This window comes from Acinetobacter sp. HR7 (assembly GCF_000773685.1).
In the GTDB taxonomy this organism is placed as follows: Bacteria; Pseudomonadota; Gammaproteobacteria; order Pseudomonadales; family Moraxellaceae; genus Acinetobacter; species Acinetobacter thermotolerans.
On the sequence record NZ_JPQO01000188.1, the window covers coordinates 35688 to 58349 of the forward strand.

General features: G+C 45.6%; 26 protein-coding genes and 1 pseudogene. 15 read left to right on the plus strand and 12 right to left on the minus strand.

Annotation, left to right across the window (positions count from 1 at the left end; translation table 11 throughout):
• Positions 1-57 precede the first annotated feature (57 nt).
• Both GW12_RS10765 and GW12_RS10770 read right to left on the minus strand, forming a co-directional pair.
• Positions 58-1212 (minus strand): methionine aminotransferase, encoded by a 1155-nt coding sequence (locus GW12_RS10765; protein ID WP_034587354.1) that lies wholly within the window; start codon positions 1210-1212, stop codon positions 58-60.
• A 220-nt stretch (positions 1213-1432) separates the two neighbouring features.
• Positions 1433-2353, minus strand: a complete 921-nt coding sequence (locus GW12_RS10770) for a Dyp-type peroxidase (RefSeq protein WP_034587356.1) — start codon at positions 2351-2353, stop codon at positions 1433-1435.
• Positions 2354-2512: 159 nt separating this feature from the next.
• On the opposite strand from GW12_RS10770, the gene GW12_RS10775 reads away from it, so the two are divergent.
• Positions 2513-3136 carry a LysE family transporter gene (locus GW12_RS10775; protein WP_034587358.1) on the plus strand — a complete coding sequence of 208 codons (624 nt, stop codon included), beginning with the start codon at positions 2513-2515 and terminating at the stop codon, positions 3134-3136.
• Between the two features lie 90 nt (positions 3137-3226).
• Positions 3227-3547, plus strand: coding sequence for a pyrimidine/purine nucleoside phosphorylase (locus GW12_RS10780; RefSeq protein WP_034587360.1), 321 nt, complete (start codon positions 3227-3229; stop codon positions 3545-3547).
• A gap of 10 nt (positions 3548-3557) precedes the next feature.
• Here GW12_RS10780 and GW12_RS10785 read toward each other — a convergent pair whose 3' ends face one another.
• From GW12_RS10785 to GW12_RS10800, 4 genes are read right to left on the minus strand one after another with little or no spacing between them, the layout of a single operon-like run.
• Positions 3558-4040, minus strand: coding sequence for a DUF523 domain-containing protein (locus GW12_RS10785; RefSeq protein ID WP_034587362.1), 483 nt, complete (start codon positions 4038-4040; stop codon positions 3558-3560).
• 2 nt (positions 4041-4042) lie between these two features.
• On the minus strand, positions 4043-4843 hold the full coding sequence (gene znuB, locus GW12_RS10790) for a zinc ABC transporter permease subunit ZnuB (protein WP_034587363.1): 801 nt from the start codon (positions 4841-4843) through the stop codon (positions 4043-4045).
• A gap of 3 nt (positions 4844-4846) precedes the next feature.
• Positions 4847-5629, minus strand: coding sequence for a zinc ABC transporter ATP-binding protein ZnuC (gene znuC, locus GW12_RS10795; protein ID WP_034587364.1), 783 nt, complete (start codon positions 5627-5629; stop codon positions 4847-4849).
• On the minus strand, positions 5611-6108 hold the full coding sequence (locus GW12_RS10800; RefSeq protein WP_034587365.1) for a transcriptional repressor: 498 nt from the start codon (positions 6106-6108) through the stop codon (positions 5611-5613). The genes znuC and GW12_RS10800 overlap by 19 nt, the downstream gene beginning before the upstream one ends.
• A 140-nt stretch (positions 6109-6248) precedes the next feature.
• Here GW12_RS10800 and GW12_RS10805 point away from each other — a divergent pair, with 140 nt between their 5' ends.
• The 12 genes from GW12_RS10805 to adhP all read left to right on the plus strand — a co-directional run bounded on the left by GW12_RS10805 (position 6249) and on the right by adhP (position 16577).
• Complete coding sequence (locus GW12_RS10805; RefSeq protein ID WP_034587366.1) at positions 6249-7085, plus strand: metal ABC transporter solute-binding protein, Zn/Mn family; 837 nt, start codon at positions 6249-6251, stop codon at positions 7083-7085.
• A 173-nt stretch (positions 7086-7258) separates the two neighbouring features.
• Entirely contained in the window at positions 7259-7657 is a 399-nt protein-coding gene (locus GW12_RS10810; protein ID WP_034587368.1) for an ATP synthase subunit I, read from the plus strand.
• 103 nt (positions 7658-7760) lie between these two features.
• Entirely contained in the window at positions 7761-8636 is an 876-nt protein-coding gene (atpB, locus tag GW12_RS10815; RefSeq protein WP_034587370.1) for a F0F1 ATP synthase subunit A, read from the plus strand.
• Positions 8637-8718: 82 nt separating this feature from the next.
• Positions 8719-8964 (plus strand): F0F1 ATP synthase subunit C, encoded by a 246-nt coding sequence (gene atpE, locus GW12_RS10820; protein ID WP_000424060.1) that lies wholly within the window; start codon positions 8719-8721, stop codon positions 8962-8964.
• Between the two features lie 39 nt (positions 8965-9003).
• Positions 9004-9474, plus strand: a complete 471-nt coding sequence (locus tag GW12_RS10825; RefSeq protein WP_034587372.1) for a F0F1 ATP synthase subunit B — start codon at positions 9004-9006, stop codon at positions 9472-9474.
• Positions 9475-9486: 12 nt separating this feature from the next.
• Positions 9487-10023, plus strand: coding sequence for a F0F1 ATP synthase subunit delta (locus GW12_RS10830; protein ID WP_034587374.1), 537 nt, complete (start codon positions 9487-9489; stop codon positions 10021-10023).
• Between the two features lie 42 nt (positions 10024-10065).
• The gene (atpA, locus tag GW12_RS10835; RefSeq protein ID WP_034587376.1) at positions 10066-11610 is read left to right on the plus strand and encodes a F0F1 ATP synthase subunit alpha; all 1545 of its coding nucleotides are present in this window, start codon (positions 10066-10068) and stop codon (positions 11608-11610) included.
• Between the two features lie 86 nt (positions 11611-11696).
• Positions 11697-12566 (plus strand): F0F1 ATP synthase subunit gamma, encoded by an 870-nt coding sequence (atpG, locus tag GW12_RS10840; protein ID WP_034587378.1) that lies wholly within the window; start codon positions 11697-11699, stop codon positions 12564-12566.
• A 29-nt stretch (positions 12567-12595) separates the two neighbouring features.
• A complete protein-coding gene (atpD, locus tag GW12_RS10845; protein ID WP_034587380.1) occupies positions 12596-13990 on the plus strand; it encodes a F0F1 ATP synthase subunit beta in 1395 nt (464 codons plus the stop codon).
• 26 nt (positions 13991-14016) lie between these two features.
• The gene (locus GW12_RS10850; RefSeq protein ID WP_034587382.1) at positions 14017-14436 is read left to right on the plus strand and encodes a F0F1 ATP synthase subunit epsilon; all 420 of its coding nucleotides are present in this window, start codon (positions 14017-14019) and stop codon (positions 14434-14436) included.
• A 95-nt stretch (positions 14437-14531) separates the two neighbouring features.
• The gene (locus GW12_RS10855; RefSeq protein WP_034587384.1) at positions 14532-15377 is read left to right on the plus strand and encodes a D-hexose-6-phosphate mutarotase; all 846 of its coding nucleotides are present in this window, start codon (positions 14532-14534) and stop codon (positions 15375-15377) included.
• Between the two features lie 168 nt (positions 15378-15545).
• Complete coding sequence (gene adhP, locus GW12_RS10860; protein ID WP_034587386.1) at positions 15546-16577, plus strand: alcohol dehydrogenase AdhP; 1032 nt, start codon at positions 15546-15548, stop codon at positions 16575-16577.
• 61 nt (positions 16578-16638) lie between these two features.
• Here the strand turns inward: adhP and GW12_RS10865 are convergent, their stop codons facing one another.
• The 4 genes and pseudogenes from GW12_RS10865 to GW12_RS10880 all read right to left on the minus strand — a co-directional run bounded on the left by GW12_RS10865 (position 16639) and on the right by GW12_RS10880 (position 19275).
• Positions 16639-17241 (minus strand): hypothetical protein, encoded by a 603-nt coding sequence (locus tag GW12_RS10865; RefSeq protein WP_034587387.1) that lies wholly within the window; start codon positions 17239-17241, stop codon positions 16639-16641.
• Between the two features lie 160 nt (positions 17242-17401).
• Positions 17402-17803: pseudogene (locus GW12_RS10870) on the minus strand (RcnB family protein).
• Between the two features lie 212 nt (positions 17804-18015).
• The gene (locus GW12_RS10875; protein WP_034587388.1) at positions 18016-18561 is read right to left on the minus strand and encodes a glutathione peroxidase; all 546 of its coding nucleotides are present in this window, start codon (positions 18559-18561) and stop codon (positions 18016-18018) included.
• Between the two features lie 168 nt (positions 18562-18729).
• Entirely contained in the window at positions 18730-19275 is a 546-nt protein-coding gene (locus GW12_RS10880) for a glutathione peroxidase (RefSeq protein WP_034587390.1), read from the minus strand.
• Positions 19276-19506: 231 nt separating this feature from the next.
• On the opposite strand from GW12_RS10880, the gene GW12_RS10885 reads away from it, so the two are divergent.
• A complete protein-coding gene (locus tag GW12_RS10885; protein WP_034587392.1) occupies positions 19507-20406 on the plus strand; it encodes a DMT family transporter in 900 nt (299 codons plus the stop codon).
• Between the two features lie 439 nt (positions 20407-20845).
• On the opposite strand, the gene GW12_RS10890 is transcribed toward GW12_RS10885, so the two are convergent.
• On the minus strand, positions 20846-21421 hold the full coding sequence (locus GW12_RS10890; RefSeq protein WP_034587394.1) for an L-threonylcarbamoyladenylate synthase: 576 nt from the start codon (positions 21419-21421) through the stop codon (positions 20846-20848).
• A 41-nt stretch (positions 21422-21462) separates the two neighbouring features.
• Positions 21463-22602 (minus strand): DNA-processing protein DprA, encoded by a 1140-nt coding sequence (dprA, locus tag GW12_RS10895; protein ID WP_034587396.1) that lies wholly within the window; start codon positions 22600-22602, stop codon positions 21463-21465.
• Between the last annotated feature and the right edge of the window lie 60 nt (positions 22603-22662).

Here is a 22662-nt window from a genome sequence, read left to right on the forward strand (position 1 = left end):
AGCCTTAGCTTTTAAGTAACTAAGGCTGATTCTATGTAAATATTTAAAATTTTAAACCTAGACTTTTGACAGAATTTCGCCGGCTTGCAGCAAGGTTTGTTCCTGTTTGGCAAAGCAGAAACGCAGCAAACGCAGGTCTTTCGGTGGCTGTTGATAGAACACGGATATTGGAATTGTGACAATGCCATGTTCATGTGCCAGATACTGGCACATCTCCACATCTTCCAGATCAGGACGGATGGCACTGTAGTCCAGATTCTGGAAATAGGTACCGTGCGACGGTGTCCATTTGAAACGTGAATGCTGAATAGAAGAGTTAAACAGATCCCGCTTGGCCTGATAAAAAGCAGAGAGTTGTGGAATATGTTCCGGATGCTGCTGTAAATATTCAGCTAAGGCGACCTGTACTGGGGTGACTCCGCAGAAGCTGGCAAACTGATACACCTGACGGAACATTTTCATCAGTGCCGGTGCAGCGACACAAAAACCAGTTTTCCAGCCAGTGACATGGAAGGTTTTACCAAAGGAGCCCACCACAAAACTACGCTCACGCAATTCCGGGAAAGATAGGGCAGAATAATGCTGGATGCCATCAAACACCAGATGCTCATAAACTTCATCGGAAAGCACTACAATATTGCGATTCCGGATCAGTTCAATCAGCTGTTGCCAGTCCTGTCTCGACCAGACACTACCAGTGGGATTATGTGGTGTATTTACAATAATCATCCGGGTGCGGCCATTGATCGCCTCTTTCACCTGATCCCAGTCTACGGAGAAATCCGGATGTTGTAGCGCAATATGAACCGGCTTGGCACCGACCAGCTGGACAGTTGGCGCATAGCTGTCATAGCTTGGGTCAAAAATAATGACTTCTTCACCAGCACGAACCACCGCCTGAATGGCACAGAAAATGGCAATGGTAGCACCTGGGGTGATGGTAATTTGTTGTGTTGGATCTAAAGACAGTTGATCGCGCTGTGCGTACAGATCTGCTACCAGTGCCCGTAACACTGGCAGCCCATCTCCCGGCGCATATTGGTTAAAACCAGCGCTACTTGCCCGTCCTAAAGCGTCAATCAGATCAGGCGGCGCTGGAAAATCCGGAAAGCCCTGGGAAAGATTCAGTGCCCCGAGCTGTTGCGCTAGGGCAGACATGGTACTGAAAATGGTTACCCCGAGGTCGGGCAGTTTGGACTGGAGATCAAGCATGTCACGCTGCTCTTTGGTGGATATGATAGGGAAGTTTAACAGTAACAGCGTGCAGTGATGATCACCAGTAACAGAAATTATGAGTAATTTTAGTGATAAAACAGTGGGATAATTTGGAAAGTGATCTATTTTTTTTTGAATAAAAAAGCGAAGATTCACGTCAAAATTATTGATTAACAATACGGTATAAAAAAGCCGACTTTTGCCGGCTTTTTCATTTTTATCCTTCCAGAACTTCGTCCAGTAACTCGGCACTCGGTGCAAAGTAGTAAGCGCCGTCCATCGGTGTCACGAAGTGCAGCAGGCGGTCATGAATGCCATCACCAGATGTCCCAAACATGCGTTCTAACATCAGATCAATAATTTTCAGATCTTTGGTATAGGCAATAAAGAATAGACCCTGGTCACCACGACCATCACCATAAGGCAGGGAATGACGCAGGATTTCCATTTCTTCGCCTTCCTCATCTTCAACCACTGTACGGGCAATGTGAGCATTGGCAGGTTTGGCTTCATCATCCAGCTCAATCGATTCCAGCTTGGTACGTCCCATCACCTGTTCCTGAGCATCAACTTTGAGGCGTTTCCATTTTTCCAAGTTATGCGCATAACGTTGTGCAAATACAAAGGAGCCATCCTGGAAAATACCGGCCTCTTCGCCGAGTAAAGCCACTTCAGCACGGTCATTCGGGAATTGCGGATTTTCAGTACCATCAATAAAGCCTGTGATGTCACGGCCATCAAAGTAACGGAAGCAGACACGTTCATCCAGTACTTCCACCTGGTCACGAATACCTTCGAAGAATGCTTGGCTCAGGGCAAAACAGATATCTGCACGCGCACTGGCGATATGGATCAGCACATCTGCCGGTACCACTGGCATTGCAAATGAACCTTGAATCGGTTCCAACTGCTTAAAGCCAGCAGGAGTTTGGTCATACAATTTTGACCAAAGTTCAGGGCCAAAAGCGACAGCTGTCTTGATTTGCGCATCCGGGTGTTGGGTAATCAGGCGATCGCGTGTGGTGAAAAGCTGTTGTAATTGTTCTTTAAAGTCTTCAATGCTGAGGTCTTTTAAACGTAAAACAATAAAGCGAGCATGATCTGAGGGTAATGGCAAAATTACAGATTGGGCTGTCATTCATGACTCCTGTAATAAAAAATTATGGTTTTCAATCAAACTATTGTGCCTGAAGCAGTACCGGGTGAATAGTATGCAAATGGATTTTCAGCAAGAAATTAAGCGGAATATAGGGGAAAAGTCATATAATACTGCGCAAGTTTTTCATTGAGCAGGTTTATGTCCTATCAGGTCTGGTTTGCCTACATGCTGGCATGTTGGGTCATCAGTATTTCTCCCGGTGCTGGTGCCATTGCTTCGATGTCGAGTGGACTCAACTACGGCTTTAAGCATGGTTACTGGAATGCCTTAGGGTTGCAGCTGGCTTTGCTGTTACAGATCGCCATTGTGGCCGCGGGGGCCGGGGTGTTGTTTGCAACCTCGCCATTAGCTTTTCTGGTGGTGAAATGGTTTGGCGTGGGTTACCTGCTTTATCTGGCATATTTGCAGTGGACTGCACCAACGCAGTCGATTGAGATCCGGTATGAACTGACCCGAAAATCTGTTGGAAAACTCATCCTGCATGGTTTCCTGGTTAATATGAGTAATCCGAAGGCGATTGTGTTCCTGCTGGCAGTGTTACCACAGTTTCTGGATCTATCGAAACCTCAGTGGATACAGTATGTGATTATGGCAGTAACCATGGTCACCATTGATCTGATTGTGATGGCCGGTTATACCGGATTGGCAGCAAAAGTCTTAAGATTATTGACTTCAGCAAAGCAACAAAAAATATTAAACAGAAGCTTTGCGGTGCTCTTTGCCTGTGCTGCGACCTTACTCAGTCTGGTGCATCAGGCTTAAGCCAAAACAGCGGGTCACGTCAAAAACAAAAATAATGTGATCACGTTAATGTTGAATACAAATATAACAACAATAACAAGAGGTATTCCCATGTCAGGTCAATTTGACTTTGTCTCCATTTTGAAGAAGCCGAGGATTCACTCCAATGGCTGCTGTATCAGTCATTGCATCCAGATGCCGGATGGCAGTCAGAAAACCCTCGGTGTGTTCTTGCCGACAGAGCAGCCGATCGTATTTGAAACAACGCTAGCAGAACGTCTGGAAATAATTTCTGGTGAATGTCTGGTACAGATTGGAGATGATGCCTATTACCAGCGCTATGTGCCGGGGCAGTCATTTTATGTACCCAAACACAGCCAGTTTAGGCTGCTGTGTAATGAAATCGTGGATTATGTCTGCCACTTCGAATAAGGCAGAGCATTTATTCAGATTGAGGTTTTAGCTGCTGCAAAAATTCCTGCTCGGTCATCACCATAATGCCGTGTTGTTGGAATAGCACGGCAGTGACGCCTTGTCCCTGAATTTTCCTGCCTGAAAATGAGCCATCATAAATCAGGTCGCTGCCACAGGAAGGGCTGTTAGCTTTCAGAATGGCATGGGTGACTTGAAAATTTTGGGCTAATTCTAAAGCAGCATAGGCACCTTTGATAAAGGTATCTGAAACATCTGTACCCTTGATATCTACAACATGAGCTTGGTACAGCAGCACATCTCGACCATCGCCAGATTGAATCTCGGCAGGCGGGCGAGGGATGGGCAGCCCGCCACTGACTTCAGGACACAGGCTGACATATTGATCAGGAACCAGATGTTCTAGCAGCTCTTTAAGCAGGCAGTCCTGTCCATCATAACGGACTTTCTGACCGAGCAGACAGGCACTGATCAGGTAGCGTCTCTGCTGCATGCTTAGCTCAGCTTTTTAAATTTCTGGATACAGAAGATTGCAGCAAACAGGAGCGACATGGTTAGTACGATGGTGAGACCTGTTGATGTATTAAGTCCTGCACTCGACCATAGCCCAACGGTGACGCCAATCTGTGCTACCATAAATGCCCAGACTACCATTTGCTTTGGTGAATTGGCCAGCAAACGTGCGGTCAATGCCGGAATGACCAGCAGCGCACCCATTAGCAGTGAGCCAACTGCACGCAGTGCCAGTACGGTAAACAGTGCCAGAAGTAACATAAAGATCAGGCGTTGCCATTTGGCATTCACACCTTCGCTGATTGCCATGTCCTGATCAATTGCAATCTGGATTTGTGCTTGCCAGCTTTTGTAGAGCACAGTTAAAGCGACAATAATCACGATGGCAAAGGTCGGTAGATCCGACCAGGAAATGGTGAGCAGATCCCCAAATAGGTAACTCAGCAGTTCCGGTCTTAATCCCGGTAAATGTTGAATGAATAATAAGCCGGAGCAGAGCAGCGTTGCTGAGCAGAGTGCCAGTAATGCATCATTTGGCAGGCGCGGGTCATACAGCACCCATAATACTGCCACCAACAACACCGCAATAAAACTCACCCCCAGCCAGAGTGGCAAGCTCATCGCGCCAGCAATCGCCACACCTAATAAGGTGCCGTGTGCCATGGTATCTGCAAAAAACGACATGCGACGCCATAACATCAGGCAGCCGAGCGGAGCGGTCAGGAACACTAATAATGTCCCCATGATCCATGCTGGTAAAAGGAGAGATAACCAATCCATCATGGCTTAGGCTTCCGGTTCGGGATGAATATGTGGACGGGGATCGTGCTGGCAGGGCGTTGCTGAGTCGCCATGGGCACAGTGGTCATGATGATGCTGATAGAACACCCGGTTAGTCCCAAAAATCGCCTGATATTCCGGATGCTGCTGCACACTTTCCGGCAGGCCGCTACAGCAGATATGCTTGTTCAGGCAAACTACACGGTTGGTACCTTGCATGACCCATTGCAGGTCATGCGAAACCATCAAAATGGCACAGCCATATTTTTCCGGCAGGCTGCGCACATATTCATACAGTTCAGCTTCAGACTGGATATCCAGCCCTTGCATCGGTTCATCCAATACCAGAATATCAGGCTGACGTAACAGGGCACGGGCCAGCAAGACACGTTGCCGCTCACCACCCGAGAGTTGCTGGACTTTGGAATTTTTCAGTTTAGCTATGCCGGTATCCCGGAAAATCTCTGCCTTGATATCCGCTGGACATTTTTCCAGGGCCAGTAGATCTTTCACGCGCAGCGGCAAACTATGTGAAGGATTGAATTTTTGTGGCACGTAGGAGAACTTCAATTTACGTGAAGTTTTGATTTCTCCGGATTTTGGCTTGATGATACCGAGCATAACTTTAATTAAAGTCGATTTGCCGGCACCGTTGGGACCAATCAGCGTGACAATCTCTTTCTCCTGCAGGGAGAAATCAATGGCCTTTAATATATCGCGTTCATCTATATTGACCCAGATTTTGGAAAGCTGGATCAAAGGTGATGTGCTTAAGCTTTGTTGCGACACTGCTGACAGATTCCTGAAATCTCAATAATGCTGTGATGAGCATCGAAATGATCTGAGCTAGCCAAAGCAGCAAGCTGATCGAGTAGACCTTGTGCTGAAGCTTCTTTTACCGCTTTACATTCGGTACAGATTAAAAAGGCAGCCTGATGGCCTTCACGCGGATGGCAACATGGAATATAGGCATTAATAGAGGTCAGGCGATGAATAAAGCCCTTCTCTAACAAAAAGTCGAGGGTGCGATACACCGTTGGTGGAGCAGCCGGACGATCGCTGTTACTTTTGATTTTGGCCAGCAGATCATAGGCACCCATCGGACCTGTAGCATTCAAAATCAGTTCCAGCACTTCACGACGCAGTGGCGTCAGGCGCGCACCCGTCGTTGCACAAAGGCTTTCGGCCTCTGCCAGGCGTTGCGCGACGTTCGGATGGTCGTGTACGCCATGCAATGCGTTGTGGTGTTCATGCGAACATGCACCCATAGTTCACCTCAAGTGCGAAACTGAAATTAAAAGGATTTTAAATCTTACCATGAAGCGATCGGAGTTTCGATCAGGCATAGGCATTTTTGCGAATCTGTTATATTATAACACTTGGTTTTTTTATCGTGATCTTTTCTCCCATGTCCCGTTTTCTTGCGTTTTGTACCTTAGCTTTATTCAGTAGCTTAAGCTGGTCACAAGGCCTGGTGGTCTCTACGCATCCGATTTACCTGATTGCCAAGAAAGTTACTCAGGGTGTGGAAGAGCCGACCTTATTATTGGAACATCAGACCGGACACGATGTCAGCCTGACCCCGGCACACCGTAAAATGATCCAGGATGCCAATCTGGTGATCTGGTTGGGACAGGCACATGAAGCTCCGCTGGCAAAAGTGTTGGAAGGCAATAATAAAAGTATCTCGATTTTAGATTCTGGCATCATCAATCCGCTACCAATGCGTAACCCTCGTGGTGAAACTTTAAAAAATACTGTAGATACCCATGTTTGGCTGGATCCAAACAATGCGGTGCGTATCGGCTTCTTTATTGCGGCATTGCGTTCACAACAACAACCCCAATACCGTGAAAGTTACTGGAAAAATGCACGTGCTTTTGCGCAGAACATGCTAACTACTGCACAACGTTACAGTTCAACTTCTAAACCACGCCCTTACTGGTCTTATCATGATGCTTACCAGTATCTGGAACGTCCACTGAATTTGAAATTCATGGGTGCACTGACCGATGACCCGCATGTGTCACCGACCGTCGCACAAATCAAGTATCTGCAAGATACCCGCGTGCAAAGCAAAATGTGCCTGCTGGCAGAAAGCCATGCCAGTGCCGGTCAATATAAAAAACTGAACCCGATCGTCTTCCAGCCAGTGGACGAAAGTATGAGTGGGGCAGGGGACTTTGTACACGGTTGGCAACAATTAGCTGAACAAACCAGCAAATGTGTGCTAAATTCTCGATAATGATCAAAAAATAATCATGTTTTGATTAGTTTAAAAACGATTAAGTCCCTGAAATTTTCAAGTCTTGGCTCGGGAAAAGATTGCATGTTCAGGGGTGTAACTCTATAATGCCTGCGATTAAAAATAATCATCAGCTAAACTTGTCAAGCATGATTGCTGTGAGTGAATAAATAATGAGCCGAACTAGTCGCTTGATTGACCGACGATTAGCGAAAGCTTTAGTCATCTTACAAGCAATAATGATACCCGTTTCAGCGTTATTAGGTTGGGTTGTCAAAGACACGATCGCAGCTTTGAGTGCAGCCTTGGGTGCATTCGTATGCTGGTTAGCGAGCTGCTACTTTAGCTGGCAGTCGTTTCGTGCTGCGGGCGCGCGAGCTTCCAAACAAGTTCTATCGAACATGTATAGGGGCATGCTCGGTAAGTTTGCAATAGTGATTGTTGGATTCATTTTGATTTTAAGCAATGTCAAACCGTTATCCCCGGTGGCATTGTTTTGTGGTTTTATACTCGTTCAAGCCATGTCGTGGGTCGCTCCGTTTTGGGTGTCACGTCTACAAAAACGAGTTTAAGCGCAGCAAAAATTGAAAAGTTTTTTCAGAAATAAGCGAGATATCAAGCAGCACGCGATATTCGCAAGTTTCATTAGTTTTTGACATTGACCAGGTGTGATTTATGGCTGCTGAAGAACATGCCCTTACTTCGACCGAGTACATCAAGCACCACTTGACCAATTTGACCTATGGCAAAATGCCAGACGGTACTTGGAAATTGGCCGAGACTGCTGATGAAGCTCAACAGATGGGGTTCACTGCTATTCACTTGGATTCAATGGGTTGGTCAATCGGCCTTGGTCTGATTTTCTGCTTGTTGTTCTGGCTTGTAGCGAAAGCTGCTAACTCTGGTGTTCCTACCAAGTTCCAGTCTGCAATCGAAATGATCATCGAATTCGTTGACTCAAGTGTCCGCGACACTTTCCATGGCAAATCACGCTTAATTGCACCGCTTGCACTGACTATTTTCGTGTGGATTTTCCTCATGAACTTAATGGATTTGATCCCTGTGGATTGGATTCCTTACGTAGCTCAACAAGTTGGCGCTAGCGTATTCGGCATGGACCCTCACCACGTTTACTTCAAGATCGTTCCATCTACAGACCCTAACATTACCCTTGGTATGTCTCTGTCTGTATTCGCACTTATCTTGTTCTACAGCATTCGTGAGAAAGGGGTGGGCGGTTTCGTTGGTGAGCTTGCACTTAACCCATTTAACCCAAGTAACCCAGTTGCAAAAGCGTTGCTTATTCCAGTGAACTTAGTACTTGAATTGGTAACCTTCCTTGCACGTCCAGTTTCATTGGCTCTTCGACTATTCGGTAACATGTATGCGGGTGAATTGATCTTCATCCTAATCGCGTTATTACCGTTCTGGATCCAGTGGGCGTTATCTGTGCCTTGGGCGATCTTCCACATTCTTGTTATTACGCTGCAAGCATTCATTTTCATGATGCTGACTATCGTATACTTGAGCATGGCAAGCGAAAAGCATTAATGGTATTGCCTAACTGTCACGGGATGGTTGGGCACAATTTTTTAACTTAATTTGGTATAAACCTAACCTCTGAGGAATTATCATGGAACTCACTTTAGGTCTAGTTGCAATTGCATCTGCTATCTTGATCGCTTTCGGTGCTTTAGGTACTGCGATTGGTTTTGGTCTTTTAGGCGGTCGCTTCCTTGAAGCTGTAGCTCGTCAACCAGAATTAGCTCCACAACTTCAAACTCGTATGTTCTTAATCGCGGGTCTTCTTGATGCTGTGCCTATGATCGGTGTTGGTATTGGCTTGTTCTTCATCTTCGCTAATCCATTTGTAGGTTAATCAGCTTAATTCCGAAATTCACTATTTGAGGAATTTGCAATGAATATCAACCTCACATTGTTTGGCCAAGCGATTGCGTTTGCGATTTTCGTCGCATTCTGCATGAAGTTCGTTTGGCCACCACTAATCAATGCGATTAGTGAGCGTCAGCGTAAAATCGCTGATGGCTTAAATGCTGCTGAAAAAGCGAAAGCTGACCTTGCAGACGCGCAAGCACAAGTGAAAGCTGAATTAGACGCAGCAAAAGCACAAGCGGCTCAATTGATTGAACAAGCGAACCGTCGTGCAGCACAATTGGTCGAAGAAGCGCGTACTCAAGCATCTGCTGAAGGTGAGCGTATTCGTCAACAAGCGAAAGAAGCTGTTGATACTGAAATCAATGCTGCTCGCGAAGAATTACGTCAACAAGTGGCTGCCCTTGCAGTTGCTGGCGCAGAAAAAATTCTGAACCAACAAGTTGACGCAGAAGCTCACAATGCCATGCTGACTCAGCTGGCTGCAAAACTTTAAGAGAGGCGGATTATGGCTGAACTCTTGACGTTGGCACGCCCTTACGCAAAAGCAGCATTTGCTTACGCTTCTGAGCAAAGTGCAACTGACTCATGGTCAAAAGCACTTGAATTGCTTAGTGCTGCGGTGCAAGACGAAGCATTTTCAGCTTATCTAAATCGCCCTGAGCTTACACCTGCTGAGCAGGTTAGTCTTTTTGCTAAAGTTTTAGGTGAAGACCAAACTGCAGCAGTGTCAAACTTTTTGACATTGCTTGCTGAAAACGACCGTTTGGTTCTACTTCCTGAAATTGCTGCAGAATACGAACAGCTCAAATCACAGAATAACAATACTGTGGATGTTGTAATCGAATCAGCATTCCCATTGACTTCTGTACAGGAACAACTACTTACTCACGCACTAGAGAAGAAATTCAATGCGGCGGTAAATGTTTCTGTTGAAGTAAATCCAGCGTTGATCGCGGGTGTAGTTATTCGTGCAGGCGACCAAGTGATAGATGATTCTGCGCTTAACAAGCTTGAAAAAATGCGGACTCGTCTTCTTGCTTAACCGCTCGAAGACTGAACTATTAAAAGATTGAGGTATAGCGCAATGCAACAACTGAATCCATCCGAGATCAGTGCGCTCATTAAACAGCGTATCGGCGATCTGGACACCAGCGCGACCGCTAAAAACGAAGGTACCATTGTTATGGTATCTGACGGTATTGTGCGCATTCACGGCCTTGCTGATGCAATGTACGGTGAAATGATCGAATTCGACGGCGGCTTATTTGGTATGGCACTGAACCTAGAACAGGATTCAGTGGGTGCCGTTGTCTTAGGTAACTACTTAAGCCTTCAAGAAGGTCAAAAAGCTCGTTGTACAGGTCGTGTATTAGAAGTTCCAGTTGGTCCTGAACTTCTTGGCCGTGTCGTAGACGCTTTGGGTAACCCAATTGATGGTAAAGGCCCTATTGATGCAAAACTTACTGATGCTGTTGAAAAAGTAGCACCAGGCGTAATTTGGCGTCAATCAGTAGACCAACCTGTACAAACTGGTTATAAATCAGTTGATACAATGATTCCTGTTGGTCGTGGTCAACGTGAGTTGATCATTGGTGACCGCCAAACTGGTAAAACAGCAATGGCGATCGATGCGATCATCGCTCAGAAAAATTCTGGTATTAAATGTATCTACGTTGCAGTTGGTCAAAAACAATCAACTATCGCAAACGTTGTACGTAAGCTTGAAGAAACTGGCGCTATGGCGTACACGACTGTTGTCGCAGCTGCGGCAGCTGATCCTGCAGCAATGCAGTATCTGGCTCCATATGCTGGTTGTACAATGGGTGAGTACTTCCGTGACCGCGGTGAAGACGCTCTGATCATCTATGATGACCTGTCTAAACAAGCTGTAGCATACCGTCAAATTTCATTGCTTTTACGTCGTCCACCAGGTCGTGAAGCTTATCCTGGTGACGTATTCTATCTACACTCACGTCTTCTTGAACGTGCTTCACGTGTATCTGCTGAATACGTTGAGAAATTCACTAACGGTGAAGTTAAAGGCCAAACTGGTTCATTGACTGCATTACCGATTATTGAAACTCAAGCAGGTGACGTATCTGCATTCGTACCAACAAACGTAATTTCGATTACTGATGGTCAGATCTTCCTAGAAACATCACTGTTCAACGCGGGTATCCGTCCTGCTGTGAACGCGGGTATCTCTGTATCTCGTGTGGGTGGTTCTGCGCAAACTAAGATCATCAAGAAATTGTCAGGTGGTATCCGTACCGCTCTTGCACAATACCGTGAATTGGCTGCGTTTGCTCAGTTCGCTTCTGACCTTGACGAAGCAACTCGTAAACAGCTTGAACACGGTCAACGCGTAACTGAGTTGATGAAGCAAAAACAATATACTCCATACTCAATCGCTGACCAAGCTGTTTCAGTTTATGCATCTAACGAAGGCTACATGGCTGACGTTGAAGTGAAGAAAATCGTTGCATTTGATGCTGCGCTGATCGCTTACTTCCGTTCTGAACATGCTGCGTTAATGCAAAAAATTGACGAGACTGGTGCTTGGGACAAAGACATCGAAGCTGAATTCAAAGCAGGTATTGAGAAGTTCAAAGCGACTCAAACTTACTAATTTAGCAACTTGCTAATTAGTTTTGGTTTGGTTCACGGATCAACCTTCGGAAGTTCGAAAGGACTTCCGAATACTAGGTTAAGCGTATGGCAAATTTAAAAGAAATTCGCGCCAAAGTAGCTAGTATCAAAAGCACGCAGAAAATTACTCGCGCGATGCAGATGGTAGCAGCTTCTAAGATGCGTCGTGCGCAAGAGCGCATGGCACAAGGCCGTCCGTATGCCGAAAATATGCACCGTGTAATTGCTCACCTGGTACAAGCGAACCCTGAATATAAACATCGTTATATGGTTGAACGCCCAGTAAAACGCGTTGGCTATATCGTTGTTTCTTCAGATCGTGGCCTTGCTGGCGGCTTGAACATTAACCTGTTCAAAAAAGTGGCTAAGCATGTACAACAACAGCAAGAGCAATCAATTGAAGTTCAATTTGCTTTGATTGGTCAAAAAGCGGTTTCGTTTTTTAAAAACTACGGCGGTAAAGTGCTTGGAGCAACAACTCAGGTCGGTGATGCACCGTCTCTTGAACAGTTGACTGGCTCTGTGCAGGTTATGCTTGACGCATTTGACAAGGGCGAGATCGATCGCATTTACCTTGTGTCAAATGGCTTCGTTAACGCAATGACACAACAGCCTAAAGTAGAACAACTTGTTCCACTTGCTCCGGCAGACGAAAGCGAAAGCCTCAACCGTCAATATGGTTGGGACTACATCTATGAACCAGAAGCAGAAGAACTGCTGAACGGTTTATTGGTTCGCTATATCGAGTCTATGGTTTATCAAGGCGTAATTGAAAACATCGCCTGTGAGCAGTCTGCACGTATGGTTGCAATGAAAGCAGCAACCGATAACGCAGGTCAGCTTATCAAAGACCTACAACTCATTTACAACAAGCTGCGTCAAGCCGCGATTACTCAGGAAATTTCTGAGATCGTTGGTGGTGCCGCTGCCGTTTAACATTATTAGTTTGAATTGAGGAGACAGCAATGAGTAGCGGTCGTATCATTCAGATCATCGGCGCGGTTATCGACGTCGAGTTTGAACGCAACAGCGTTCCTAAGATCTATGACGCTCTCCAAGTTGACGGTACTGAAACTACTTTAGAAGTTCAGCAACAACTTGGTGATGGTGTAGTTCGTACCATCGCAATGGGTTCTACTGAAGGTCTTAAACGTGGCCTGAACGTAACTAACACTGGCGCACCTATTTCTGTACCTGTTGGTACAGCAACTCTAGGTCGTATTATGGACGTTTTAGGCCGTCCACAAGACGAAGCTGGTCCAGTTGCAACTGAAGAGCGTTGGGCGATTCACCGTGCAGCACCTTCTTACGCTGAACAAGCTGGTTCTACAGACCTTCTTGAAACTGGTATTAAAGTCATCGACTTACTATGTCCATTCGCGAAGGGTGGTAAAGTTGGTCTGTTCGGTGGTGCCGGTGTAGGTAAAACTGTAAACATGATGGAGTTGATCAACAACATCGCTAAAGCGCACTCAGGTTTGTCTGTGTTCGCTGGTGTTGGTGAGCGTACTCGTGAAGGTAACGACTTCTATCATGAGATGAAAGACTCTAACGTTCTTGACAAAGTAGCAATGGTCTACGGTCAGATGAACGAGCCACCAGGTAACCGTCTACGTGTTGCGTTGACTGGTCTGACTATGGCTGAATACTTCCGTGACGAAAAAGACGAAAACGGTAAAGGCCGTGACGTTCTTCTGTTCGTCGACAACATCTATCGTTATACACTAGCGGGTACTGAAGTATCAGCACTTCTAGGCCGTATGCCATCTGCAGTAGGTTACCAGCCGACTCTTGCAGAAGAGATGGGTGTTCTTCAGGAACGTATTACATCTACTAAGTCTGGTTCTATTACGTCTATCCAAGCGGTATACGTACCTGCCGATGACTTGACTGACCCATCACCTGCAACTACGTTCGCTCACTTGGACGCAACAGTTGTATTGAGCCGTGACATCGCATCTCAAGGTATCTACCCTGCGATCGATCCACTGGACTCTACTTCTCGTCAGCTTGACCCTCTAGTAGTGGGTACTGAGCACTACGAAATCGCGCGTTCAGTTCAAAACGTTCTTCAACGTTATAAAGAACTGAAAGACATCATCGCGATCTTGGGTATGGACGAATTGTCAGAAGAAGACAAACTGATCGTGTATCGTGCACGTAAGATCCAACGTTTCTTCTCTCAACCGTTCCACGTAGCTGAAGTATTTACTGGCGCTCCTGGTAAGTATGTACCTCTTAAAGAAACAATCCGTGGCTTTAAAGGTTTGTTAGCTGGTGAATACGATCACATCCCAGAACAAGCGTTCTACATGGTTGGTGGTATTGACGAAGCACTTGCTAAAGCTGAGAAACTTTAATTAGTTCCCTAATTTAGGAGATTCTCATGGCGACTATGCAATGTGATGTTGTAAGTGTAAAAGAGTCTTTGTACTCTGGCACTGTCAGCATGCTGATCGCAAAAGGTGCTGGCGGTGAGTTAGGTATTATGCCTGGCCATGCTCCGCTAGTAACTTTGCTCCAACCTGGCGCGATTCGCGTTATTTTGGAAAACGGTACAGAAGAATTAATCTATGTATCTGGTGGTGTTCTAGAAGTTCAACCGCACGTTGTTACGGTTCTTGCAGATACTGCAGTCCGTGCAGAAAACTTGGATGAAGCAGCAATTCTTGAAGCTCGTAAACAAGCTGAACAATTGCTGGCGAACCAAAAGAGCGATTTGGACTCTGCTGCTGCATTGGCTGCTCTTGCAGAAACTGCTGCTCAGCTGGAAACCATCCGCAAAATCAAAAACCGTGCAATGTAATTGCTGGTTTAAGATTGAAGAAACCACCCGTCAGGGTGGTTTTTTTATGCCTGTAGTTTTGTATGATGCTTTGAACTGAAATAATGGGATTGAGAATGAGCGTCTTAAAAGTACAACAGGGTGAAATTGAAGTTATTCAGATTAAAAATGCTTACTGCACAGCGAAGATTTCCCTGCAAGGTGCTCAGGTCTTGAAATTCTTTTCGAAAAAACTCAATAAAGATTTGTTGTGGCTCTCTGATTTGAACCAATACCAGCAAGCTAAAGCGATTCGTGGTGGTATTCCACTGTGTTTTCCATGGTTTGGTGCTCATGCAACGGAAGCCAGTTTTCCATCCCATGGTTTTGCGTGCAACAGCCTGTGGACTTTGTTCGAGATAACAGAAGATGAAGCAGGGCATCATCTCCAGTTTGAACTGAAAGATTCAGCGGCAACACGCCAGTACTGGAACCATGCCTTCCGACTGGAAATGCAGATTCATTGTGGTGAAACCCTGAAACTGGAATTCAAATTACACAATCGGGATGAACAGGCTTTTGTATTTACCTTTGCATGGCACAGTTATTTCCCGGCAGAGACTAGAGTCGCCAAAGTTAAAGGTTTGCATGGCTTAAGCTATATCGATCAGCTGGATCAAAATCAGCAAAAAGTACAAACGGATGAGCTAATTGAATTCACGGCTGAACTGGATCGTATTTATCCTGAAACTTTCGGTGAATTTACACTTCTGCAAAACGATGCGGAACAGATTCAGATTCAAAGTACTGCAAAAAGTGCAGTGATCTGGAATCCATGGATTGAAAAAGCCAAACGACTCGGCGATGTCCGGGATGATGCATGGCAGGAATTTGTCTGTGTGGAAACTGGCCAGATTGCCGATCAAGGTATTATTGTACCGGCAGGACAAACCATGCATTTTGAACTGACGATTTCAGCCTGAAATTCAGGTGAAAAAGAGTCTTTTAAGCTCTGAATAATCACTGCTTAAATCGCAAGACAAAACAGCAAATCCCCTACAAATCCACGACGGTCATTTTTCCAGAAAGGCATATCGTATAAACACAGCTCTATAACAGAGCTGTCTCGGTATTTGTTATGGAGAAAAAATATGGCAGATACAATGAAGGCAGCCGTCGTGACCGAATTTGGCAAGCCGCTGCAAATCCAGCAAGTCGAGATTCCTAAAATCAGTCCTGGCAAAGTATTAGTCAAAATTATTGCTACCGGTGTTTGTCATACCGACCTGCATGCCATGCATGGTGACTGGCCGGTGAAACCGACTTTACCGTTTATTCCCGGTCATGAAGGCGTTGGTGAAGTGATTGAGGTGGGTGAGGGCATTACTCATCTGAAAGTGGGTGATCTTGTCGGTGTGCCCTGGCTATATTCCGCCTGTGGTCACTGTGACCACTGCTATGCTGGCTGGGAAACTCTGTGTAAGCAACAACACAACTCTGGTTATTCGGTAAATGGCAGTTTTGCTGAATATTGTCTGGCCGATGGGAATTATGTCGGAGTGATTCCTGAAGGTGTTGATTTACTGGAAATAGCCCCGATCCTGTGTGCTGGTGTCACCGTGTATAAAGGCTTGAAAATGACCGAAGCTAAAACCGGTGATTGGGTTGCTATTTCTGGTATTGGTGGACTGGGTCATGTCGCGGTTCAATATGCGCGAACCATGGGCTTTAATGTGGTTGCCATTGACGTGGATGATTCCAAACTTGAACTGGCAAAAAACCTCGGTGCAGATGTCGGTATTAATGCAATAAAAAGCGATGTGAAGGAGGAAGTGTTAAAAGCGACTGGTGAAGGCTGTCATGGCGTGCTGGTGACTGCGGTATCACCAAAAGCCTTTGAACAGGCCGTTTCTATTGTCCGTCGTGGCGGCACCATGGTGCTGAACGGTTTGCCACCAGGCAAATTTGATCTGTCGATTTTTGATATGGTCCTGGATGGTATTACCGTGCGCGGTTCAATTGTCGGTACCCGTCTGGACCTGAAAGAAGCATTGGATATTGCCGCACGCGGTAAGGTCAAAGCGCATATCCATGTGGAACCGCTGGAAAATATCAATGACATTTTTGCCCGTATGGAACAGGGTAAGATTGATGGTCGTATCGTGATTGATATGAAACTTTAGAACATGATTCAAAAATAAAAAGCCCATTCATAGAATGGGCTTGATCGATATTTCAATATGATTAGCTTTCTGAGCTGTCATCTGACGAACCTTCCGGAATCATCATCGCTGCCAGTTTCAGCATTTCCATTTGTACATTGCCGATCTGCTGTTCCAGCTTTTTAAAGTCTACCTTGCTCAGATCCACATCACCATTCAGGAAGGGAGAAGCCAGTGCCTGCTGGTTGGCATTCATGATATTGCTACGCACCTGATCCACTTCCTGACTCTTCAGGTTCAGGCTGCTGAGTGCCTGATTAAAGCCAGTCAGCTGTTGCTGTAACTGGGTCGCAGCCGTTTGCAATTGAGCCGTGTCTTTGCTGTCAATCGCCGTTTCCAGATCAGTCTGGGTTTGCTTGAGCTGTTCCACATAATCACCCGCTTTCAGCTGCATATCCGCCACATCACGCACGATATAGAACATATTGCCGCTTTTCAGGTTGGCCGAAGAAGTTTGTACTTCTGCACTGTCTGATTGTTCCACCTGTTCAGCGGTTTCTTGCTGTACCGGTTTTTCAACGTGAGATGCCGGTGCGGATTCCTGATCACAGCCCAAGAGTGCCATTGCACCTGCAAAAAGGGCAAAAGGTACAACACTGTTTTGGAGAATCTGCTTGAATTTCATTGGGGTGCTCATCATCGGTTACTGCGGACATTGCCTACTATAAGGATACAATTTGTAGAAAATACGAAGAGTTGCAAATGAATAACAAAAAACTGGTCAAAAAGCTTACGGGCGTAAAAAAGAGCGCCAAAGCGCTCTCTTTTCACCGAGGAGCACAGGCTTAGCCTGCGATAATTTTAATAATGGTATGACTGATCACGTTGGTCAAGATGTAATCGCCATTGACTTTGATCCATTGCTGGTTTTTACCCGGTTTGCTCAGCTTTTTGTATTAGCTGTGGTCAACTTTGTAAGCTTTGCTTTGGTATTGGCTTGGTACTTTATGACCTACGCGCCAATCACGTGAAGGATCTACTTTTTTATTCACCTGTTTATGCTGTTGAGGCTGTGCAGGGTGCTTATCCTGTTTATGCTGTTGAGCCTCATGCTGTGGCGCTGGTGCCTTATGCTGTTGTTGAGTATGTGCCTTGTTTGGCTCATGATCTTGTGGTGCAGCCATCGCAGGTGCAGCAACTAAAGCAGTAGAGATCGATAAAACAAGTGCTTTTACGAGAGTATTCATACTTCACCTTTATTATGGCGGTTTGTTTGTGTAGGAGTTCATCATAGGTGGGCAGATGTATTTGAAATTGAAGGGATTGTAGTTGAAATATTAAAATGATGAAGAAAAACAGTAGAGCTGTAGAATATGATTTGATTGATTTAAGTTATTGTTTTTAATTTAAAAATGTAAGCATCTCTAGCTATGCGAGATGCTTACATTACTGTTACAAATTACTTGGCTAATTCCGCGTTAATTGCTTCCACAAGTTGTGGATCATCCGCAGTAATATTCGGCGCAAAGCGAGCTACCACTTCGCCATTCCTATTCACCAGGAATTTTTCAAAGTTCCACAGTACGTCAGGTAGTTCATTCGGGGTATTGCCAAAACTTTTCAGACGTTCAGCAAAATCTTCACCACCAATACGCTGTGGCTGGGTCTGTGTCAGGTAATGATAGAGTGGATGCTGATCTTCCCCTACCACCGAAATTTTGGAAAACAGCGGGAAACTGACATTGTAGTTTAGGCTGCAGAACTGCTGGATTTCCTCATCGGTTCCCGGTTCCTGACCTTTAAAGTTATTGGCAGGGAAGCCCAGAATTTCCAGTCCCTGTTCACGCTGGGCCTGATAGCATTTTTCCAGCGCTTCATATTGCGGGGTCAAGCCGCATTTGGAGGCGACATTGACGATTAACAACACCTTGCCTTGATATGGCGCTAGTGTGCCGTCCTGTCCAGAAATGGTTTTGACTGGAATATCATAAAAAGATTGGCTCATGAGGTTCTCATCATTTTAAAGTTGTGATTTGTTTTTAGCGTTTATCCAGACTCTGGGCAAACATCATTTTTAGATAAAGTTATGAAAAGCGGGTTGATGCATAAATTCTGCATAAATAAAGCCCGCTGACATTTTACTTTTGCCAGCGGACTTTCTGATGTCTGGCTGTTATTTGGCGAGTTCAGTATTAATTGCATCGACAATGCGCGGATCATCGGCAGTAATGTCTGGGGCAAAGCGGGCCACGATTTCACCATTTTTATTCACCAGAAATTTCTCAAAGTTCCACAGCACTTCTGGTGGCTGGTTTGGAGTCAGGCCATAATCCACCAGATCTTTCCACCAAGGGCCTTCACCGATACGTTCCGGAATGGCTTGGGTTAAAGCTGCATATAGCGGATGTTTGGCTTCACCGACCACCGGGATTTTGGTAAACAGCGGGAAATCCACCTGATAGTTCAGGGAGCAGAATTCCTGGATTTCCTTTTCGCTGCCCGGTTCCTGCTGCAGGAAATCATTGGACGGGAATCCTAGAATTTCCAGGCCTTCTGCCTTTTTCTCGCTATACAGTTTTTGTAGGCCTTCATACTGTGGGGTCAGGCCACATTTGGAAGCCACATTAACGATCAGCAATACTTTGCCTTGATACTGGTTTAACGTCGTTTCTTCGCCCTGAATGGTTTTAACCGGAATGTCGTAGATGGAAGTGCTCATATAAAATCCTGTGTTATCGGTGTTCATCCTGTTGGATGTTGTAGTGGGTATTCAGCTTCAGTACAAGTAAAAAACGTGTAGATGGGTATGTAATAGGGTGATTTAAATTATGTGCTGCACATTAATTTTGCATGAAAAATCAATTATGCTTGCCTACCTGACTGGACAGCCGGTCAAACCCGATTTCCGGCATGCCGGAATCATCAACCGATACACGTTATGGATAAGCATATGACACAGCAACACAAGGTGGTGTGGTGGGCATTTTTACTGCCACTGGCAGCGGTACTGATCTGGTCGCTGAATATGACCGTGAACCGCTATGTGGCCGACTACATTTCACCGGTGAGCATCAGTTTCTATCGCTGGATTCTGGCGCTGCTGATCCTGACACCGTTTGTGTTACCGCAAGTGATCCGTAGCTGGTCTAATATCCGCCCACATTTAGGTAAACTTGCTGTGCTCAGTGCCTTCGGTATGGTGCTGTATCAGGGACTGGCTTATACCTCGGCGCACTATACCACTGCGACCAATATGGGTCTGATCAATGCCTTTATCCCGGTGTTTACGATTATTGTCGGTATCTTTGTGCTGCATGTTCGACCAGCCATGACCGCAATAATAGGCAGTATCCTGTCGATCTGTGGCCTGATGTATGTGATGGCGCAAGGGCAGTGGGGGCATTTACTGAATTTTGGTGAGACTTATATTGGTGATGTGCTCATGCTGATCGCGGTATTTTTCTATGCCTGCTATGGGATTTTCCTGAAAAAATGGCAGCTGCAGATGCCGCTGATCCAGAGCCTGTATATTCAGGTCTGCTTCAGTATCCTGCTGCATATTCCGATGATTCTCTGGACTGGTCTGGACCCGATCAATAGCAACAATGCCAGCAGTATTATCTATGCTGGGATATTCCCATCCATTGCTGCGCCGTTTTTATGGATGCTGGCCGTGCAATTGCTTGGTCCTAATCGCAGCAGCATTTTTATGAACCTGATGCCGGTGTTTACCGCACTGATTGCTTACCTTTGGCTGGGTGAGTCATGGACGGTCTATCATATGATTGGTGGCGTGGTGATTCTGTCGGGTATTTTCCTGGCGCAATACACCCCGAAACTTAAAGCTTAAGCAGGGCATTAAATTTTTGAAGTAATGATTTGATTAATAAATAATCAAATGATTTATTTATTTCTAATAGGAATAGGCGGTAAATATTCAATTTTTGAATGTAAAAACAAATGCTTGAATCCTGTCTTTTGCTTAAAAGTGGAACAAAAATAGCAAGATAATTTGAATTTTGATTAAATGATGAGTGCTTTTAATACTTAAAAAGTATTAGTTAAAGATTTTTATTGTATTTGTTATCTGCATTACTTTCTCACATAATACGCCCATCGAGAATGATTCTTCAGAAAATTTCCTGATTTATCAAACTCCCAGAGATTTTTGAACCCTCTGGATGTGTTCTGCACATCCTTTTTTATGCTCAGCCATCCCTATATGGCTGAGTTTTTTTTGTCTTAAAACTTTGGTCGGGCTTGCCAATCCCGACCAGCTTGATCCGTCTCTAGACGCGGATCACTTCACCTGTCACGGCATCGATAATCTTGCTCGGTTCCTGGCTTAATCCCAGATCCCCATTCAGATAATTCAGGCTTTCAGAGCTTTTGAAATACTGTCTGGCATCCTGTAACGAGCGGGCAGGGTTCAGACCGGCCGGATTGGCACTGGTCGACACAATAAAGCCGCCAAAGGCCTGACACAACGCTACGCAAAGTGGATGCGTGGTGACACGAACGGCAACCTTGGGATGATTACCTTTAATCCATGCCGGAATATCATCACTGGCAGGCAACAGCCAGGTGGTAGCGCGTTCCGAGATACTGCGGTTGGTCCATGAGGCAATTACACGTTCACGGATGTTGGGAGAGAGTGTTTCCAGCAGATGCTCGACTTGGGAGATATGTCCTGCCAGCAGAATCACGCCTTTTTCAATTGGACGCTGTTTCAGTTGCAGAATTTCATGAAAAGCCTGTTCATTATAAGGGTCACAGCCTAGACCCCATACAGCCTCTGTAGGATATGCCAACACTTGTCCTTGTTTTAGGCATGCTGCTGCTTCGGCAACAGAGGTGGTGATCATGTATTTACCTTTTTCAAAACAATAAAGGACTATTGTGAACCTTATTTGCCGGTACGACAACGCAGAAACATGCCAGCCTGCTGGGTACTTAGCCCAAGAAGCTCCAGTTCCATCAGCTGGGCGGTCACGGTGGAGACATCCTGATTCAGCTGAAGGCTGATCTGGTCCAGATCTTGCCCGATCCAGTCCAGCTGGTTATAGAGAGGAAGTAAGTGTTGAGGAATTTCAATCTGTTCCGGTTCTACTAGCGTTGAGCTGGTGGGTTGAGCAGAAATTTGCCATTGGGTAGCGAGAGCCAGATCTTCAATCACTTGCTGCGGATGGTCAATCAGAATCGCACCCTCCCGAATCAGCTGATGACAGCCCTTATGATGTTCACTATAAATATGTCCCGGAATGGCAAACACGGTTTTTCCCTGTTCTGCAGCCCATTTGGCCGTGATCAGTGAGCCACTTTGTAGTGCTGCTTCTGCAACAATCACACCGAGGCTTAGTCCACTAACAATACGGTTACGCCGTGGGAAATGTTGCTGCAGGGGAGGCGTACCCGGCAGAAATTCAGTAATCACCGTACCACCACTTTCCAGAATCTGTTTTCTTAACATTTGATTGACCGAGGGATAGGTTTGATCCAGTCCGGTACCCATCACGGCAATGGTGCGGTGCTGCTGCAAAGCGGCCCGATGTGCGGCTTCATCAATCCCTTCTGCTAGACCACTATTGATATAAAAGCCCTGTTCACTCAGATAGTAGGCAAAATCATAAGCCATTTGCCGGCCATGGGTACTGGGCTTGCGACTTCCAACAATGGCGATTTGCGCCTGTAACAAGCTATCCATTTTGCCCTGACCAAACAGAATCGGTGGGCGATTGTCATAGGGACTGAGCTGTTGAGGGTAGTTCACCTCATTCTGGAGCAGGATAAAGTCACAGCTGGACTGAATGCTATCCAGACAGCGCTGAAACTGGCTTTGTGATTCTGCGGAATGAAAATCTTGCAGGCGTTGCAGATGATTTTTATGCAGACCCAGTTTACGCCAGGTTTCAAACTGATCAAGACGAGTGGCTTGGGCCAGATCATTATAATGGTGATAGAGCTTATAAAAGCTGGAAAGAGAATGTTGCACCAAATACCAGAGGCGGATTGTGTCGAGTTGATGCGTAGAAAGCGTATGCAGCATGTCGAGACCTATATTGCGTCTTCTTATTTTTATTTATTCTACGCCAATCTCAACTTTAAA

Coding starts and splice junctions, on each gene's coding strand:
- GW12_RS10850 (WP_034587382.1), top strand. CDS start 14,017: ATGGCGACTATGCAATGTGATGTTGTAAGTGTAAAAGAGTCTTTGTAC.
- atpA (WP_034587376.1), top strand. CDS start 10,066: ATGCAACAACTGAATCCATCCGAGATCAGTGCGCTCATTAAACAGCGT.
- GW12_RS10875 (WP_034587388.1), bottom strand. CDS start 18,561: ATGAGCCAATCTTTTTATGATATTCCAGTCAAAACCATTTCTGGACAG.
- GW12_RS10770 (WP_034587356.1), bottom strand. CDS start 2,353: ATGACAGCCCAATCTGTAATTTTGCCATTACCCTCAGATCATGCTCGC.
- adhP (WP_034587386.1), top strand. CDS start 15,546: ATGGCAGATACAATGAAGGCAGCCGTCGTGACCGAATTTGGCAAGCCG.
- GW12_RS10880 (WP_034587390.1), bottom strand. CDS start 19,275: ATGAGCACTTCCATCTACGACATTCCGGTTAAAACCATTCAGGGCGAA.
- GW12_RS10865 (WP_034587387.1), bottom strand. CDS start 17,241: ATGAAATTCAAGCAGATTCTCCAAAACAGTGTTGTACCTTTTGCCCTT.
- GW12_RS10825 (WP_034587372.1), top strand. CDS start 9,004: ATGAATATCAACCTCACATTGTTTGGCCAAGCGATTGCGTTTGCGATT.
- GW12_RS10855 (WP_034587384.1), top strand. CDS start 14,532: ATGAGCGTCTTAAAAGTACAACAGGGTGAAATTGAAGTTATTCAGATT.
- znuB (WP_034587363.1), bottom strand. CDS start 4,843: ATGATGGATTGGTTATCTCTCCTTTTACCAGCATGGATCATGGGGACA.
- GW12_RS10785 (WP_034587362.1), bottom strand. CDS start 4,040: ATGCAGCAGAGACGCTACCTGATCAGTGCCTGTCTGCTCGGTCAGAAA.
- GW12_RS10800 (WP_034587365.1), bottom strand. CDS start 6,108: ATGGGTGCATGTTCGCATGAACACCACAACGCATTGCATGGCGTACAC.
- GW12_RS10810 (WP_034587368.1), top strand. CDS start 7,259: ATGAGCCGAACTAGTCGCTTGATTGACCGACGATTAGCGAAAGCTTTA.
- GW12_RS10830 (WP_034587374.1), top strand. CDS start 9,487: ATGGCTGAACTCTTGACGTTGGCACGCCCTTACGCAAAAGCAGCATTT.
- atpD (WP_034587380.1), top strand. CDS start 12,596: ATGAGTAGCGGTCGTATCATTCAGATCATCGGCGCGGTTATCGACGTC.
- GW12_RS10890 (WP_034587394.1), bottom strand. CDS start 21,421: ATGATCACCACCTCTGTTGCCGAAGCAGCAGCATGCCTAAAACAAGGA.
- GW12_RS10775 (WP_034587358.1), top strand. CDS start 2,513: ATGTCCTATCAGGTCTGGTTTGCCTACATGCTGGCATGTTGGGTCATC.
- GW12_RS10805 (WP_034587366.1), top strand. CDS start 6,249: ATGTCCCGTTTTCTTGCGTTTTGTACCTTAGCTTTATTCAGTAGCTTA.
- atpG (WP_034587378.1), top strand. CDS start 11,697: ATGGCAAATTTAAAAGAAATTCGCGCCAAAGTAGCTAGTATCAAAAGC.
- atpE (WP_000424060.1), top strand. CDS start 8,719: ATGGAACTCACTTTAGGTCTAGTTGCAATTGCATCTGCTATCTTGATC.
- dprA (WP_034587396.1), bottom strand. CDS start 22,602: ATGCTGCATACGCTTTCTACGCATCAACTCGACACAATCCGCCTCTGG.
- atpB (WP_034587370.1), top strand. CDS start 7,761: ATGGCTGCTGAAGAACATGCCCTTACTTCGACCGAGTACATCAAGCAC.
- GW12_RS10780 (WP_034587360.1), top strand. CDS start 3,227: ATGTCAGGTCAATTTGACTTTGTCTCCATTTTGAAGAAGCCGAGGATT.
- GW12_RS10765 (WP_034587354.1), bottom strand. CDS start 1,212: ATGCTTGATCTCCAGTCCAAACTGCCCGACCTCGGGGTAACCATTTTC.
- GW12_RS10885 (WP_034587392.1), top strand. CDS start 19,507: ATGACACAGCAACACAAGGTGGTGTGGTGGGCATTTTTACTGCCACTG.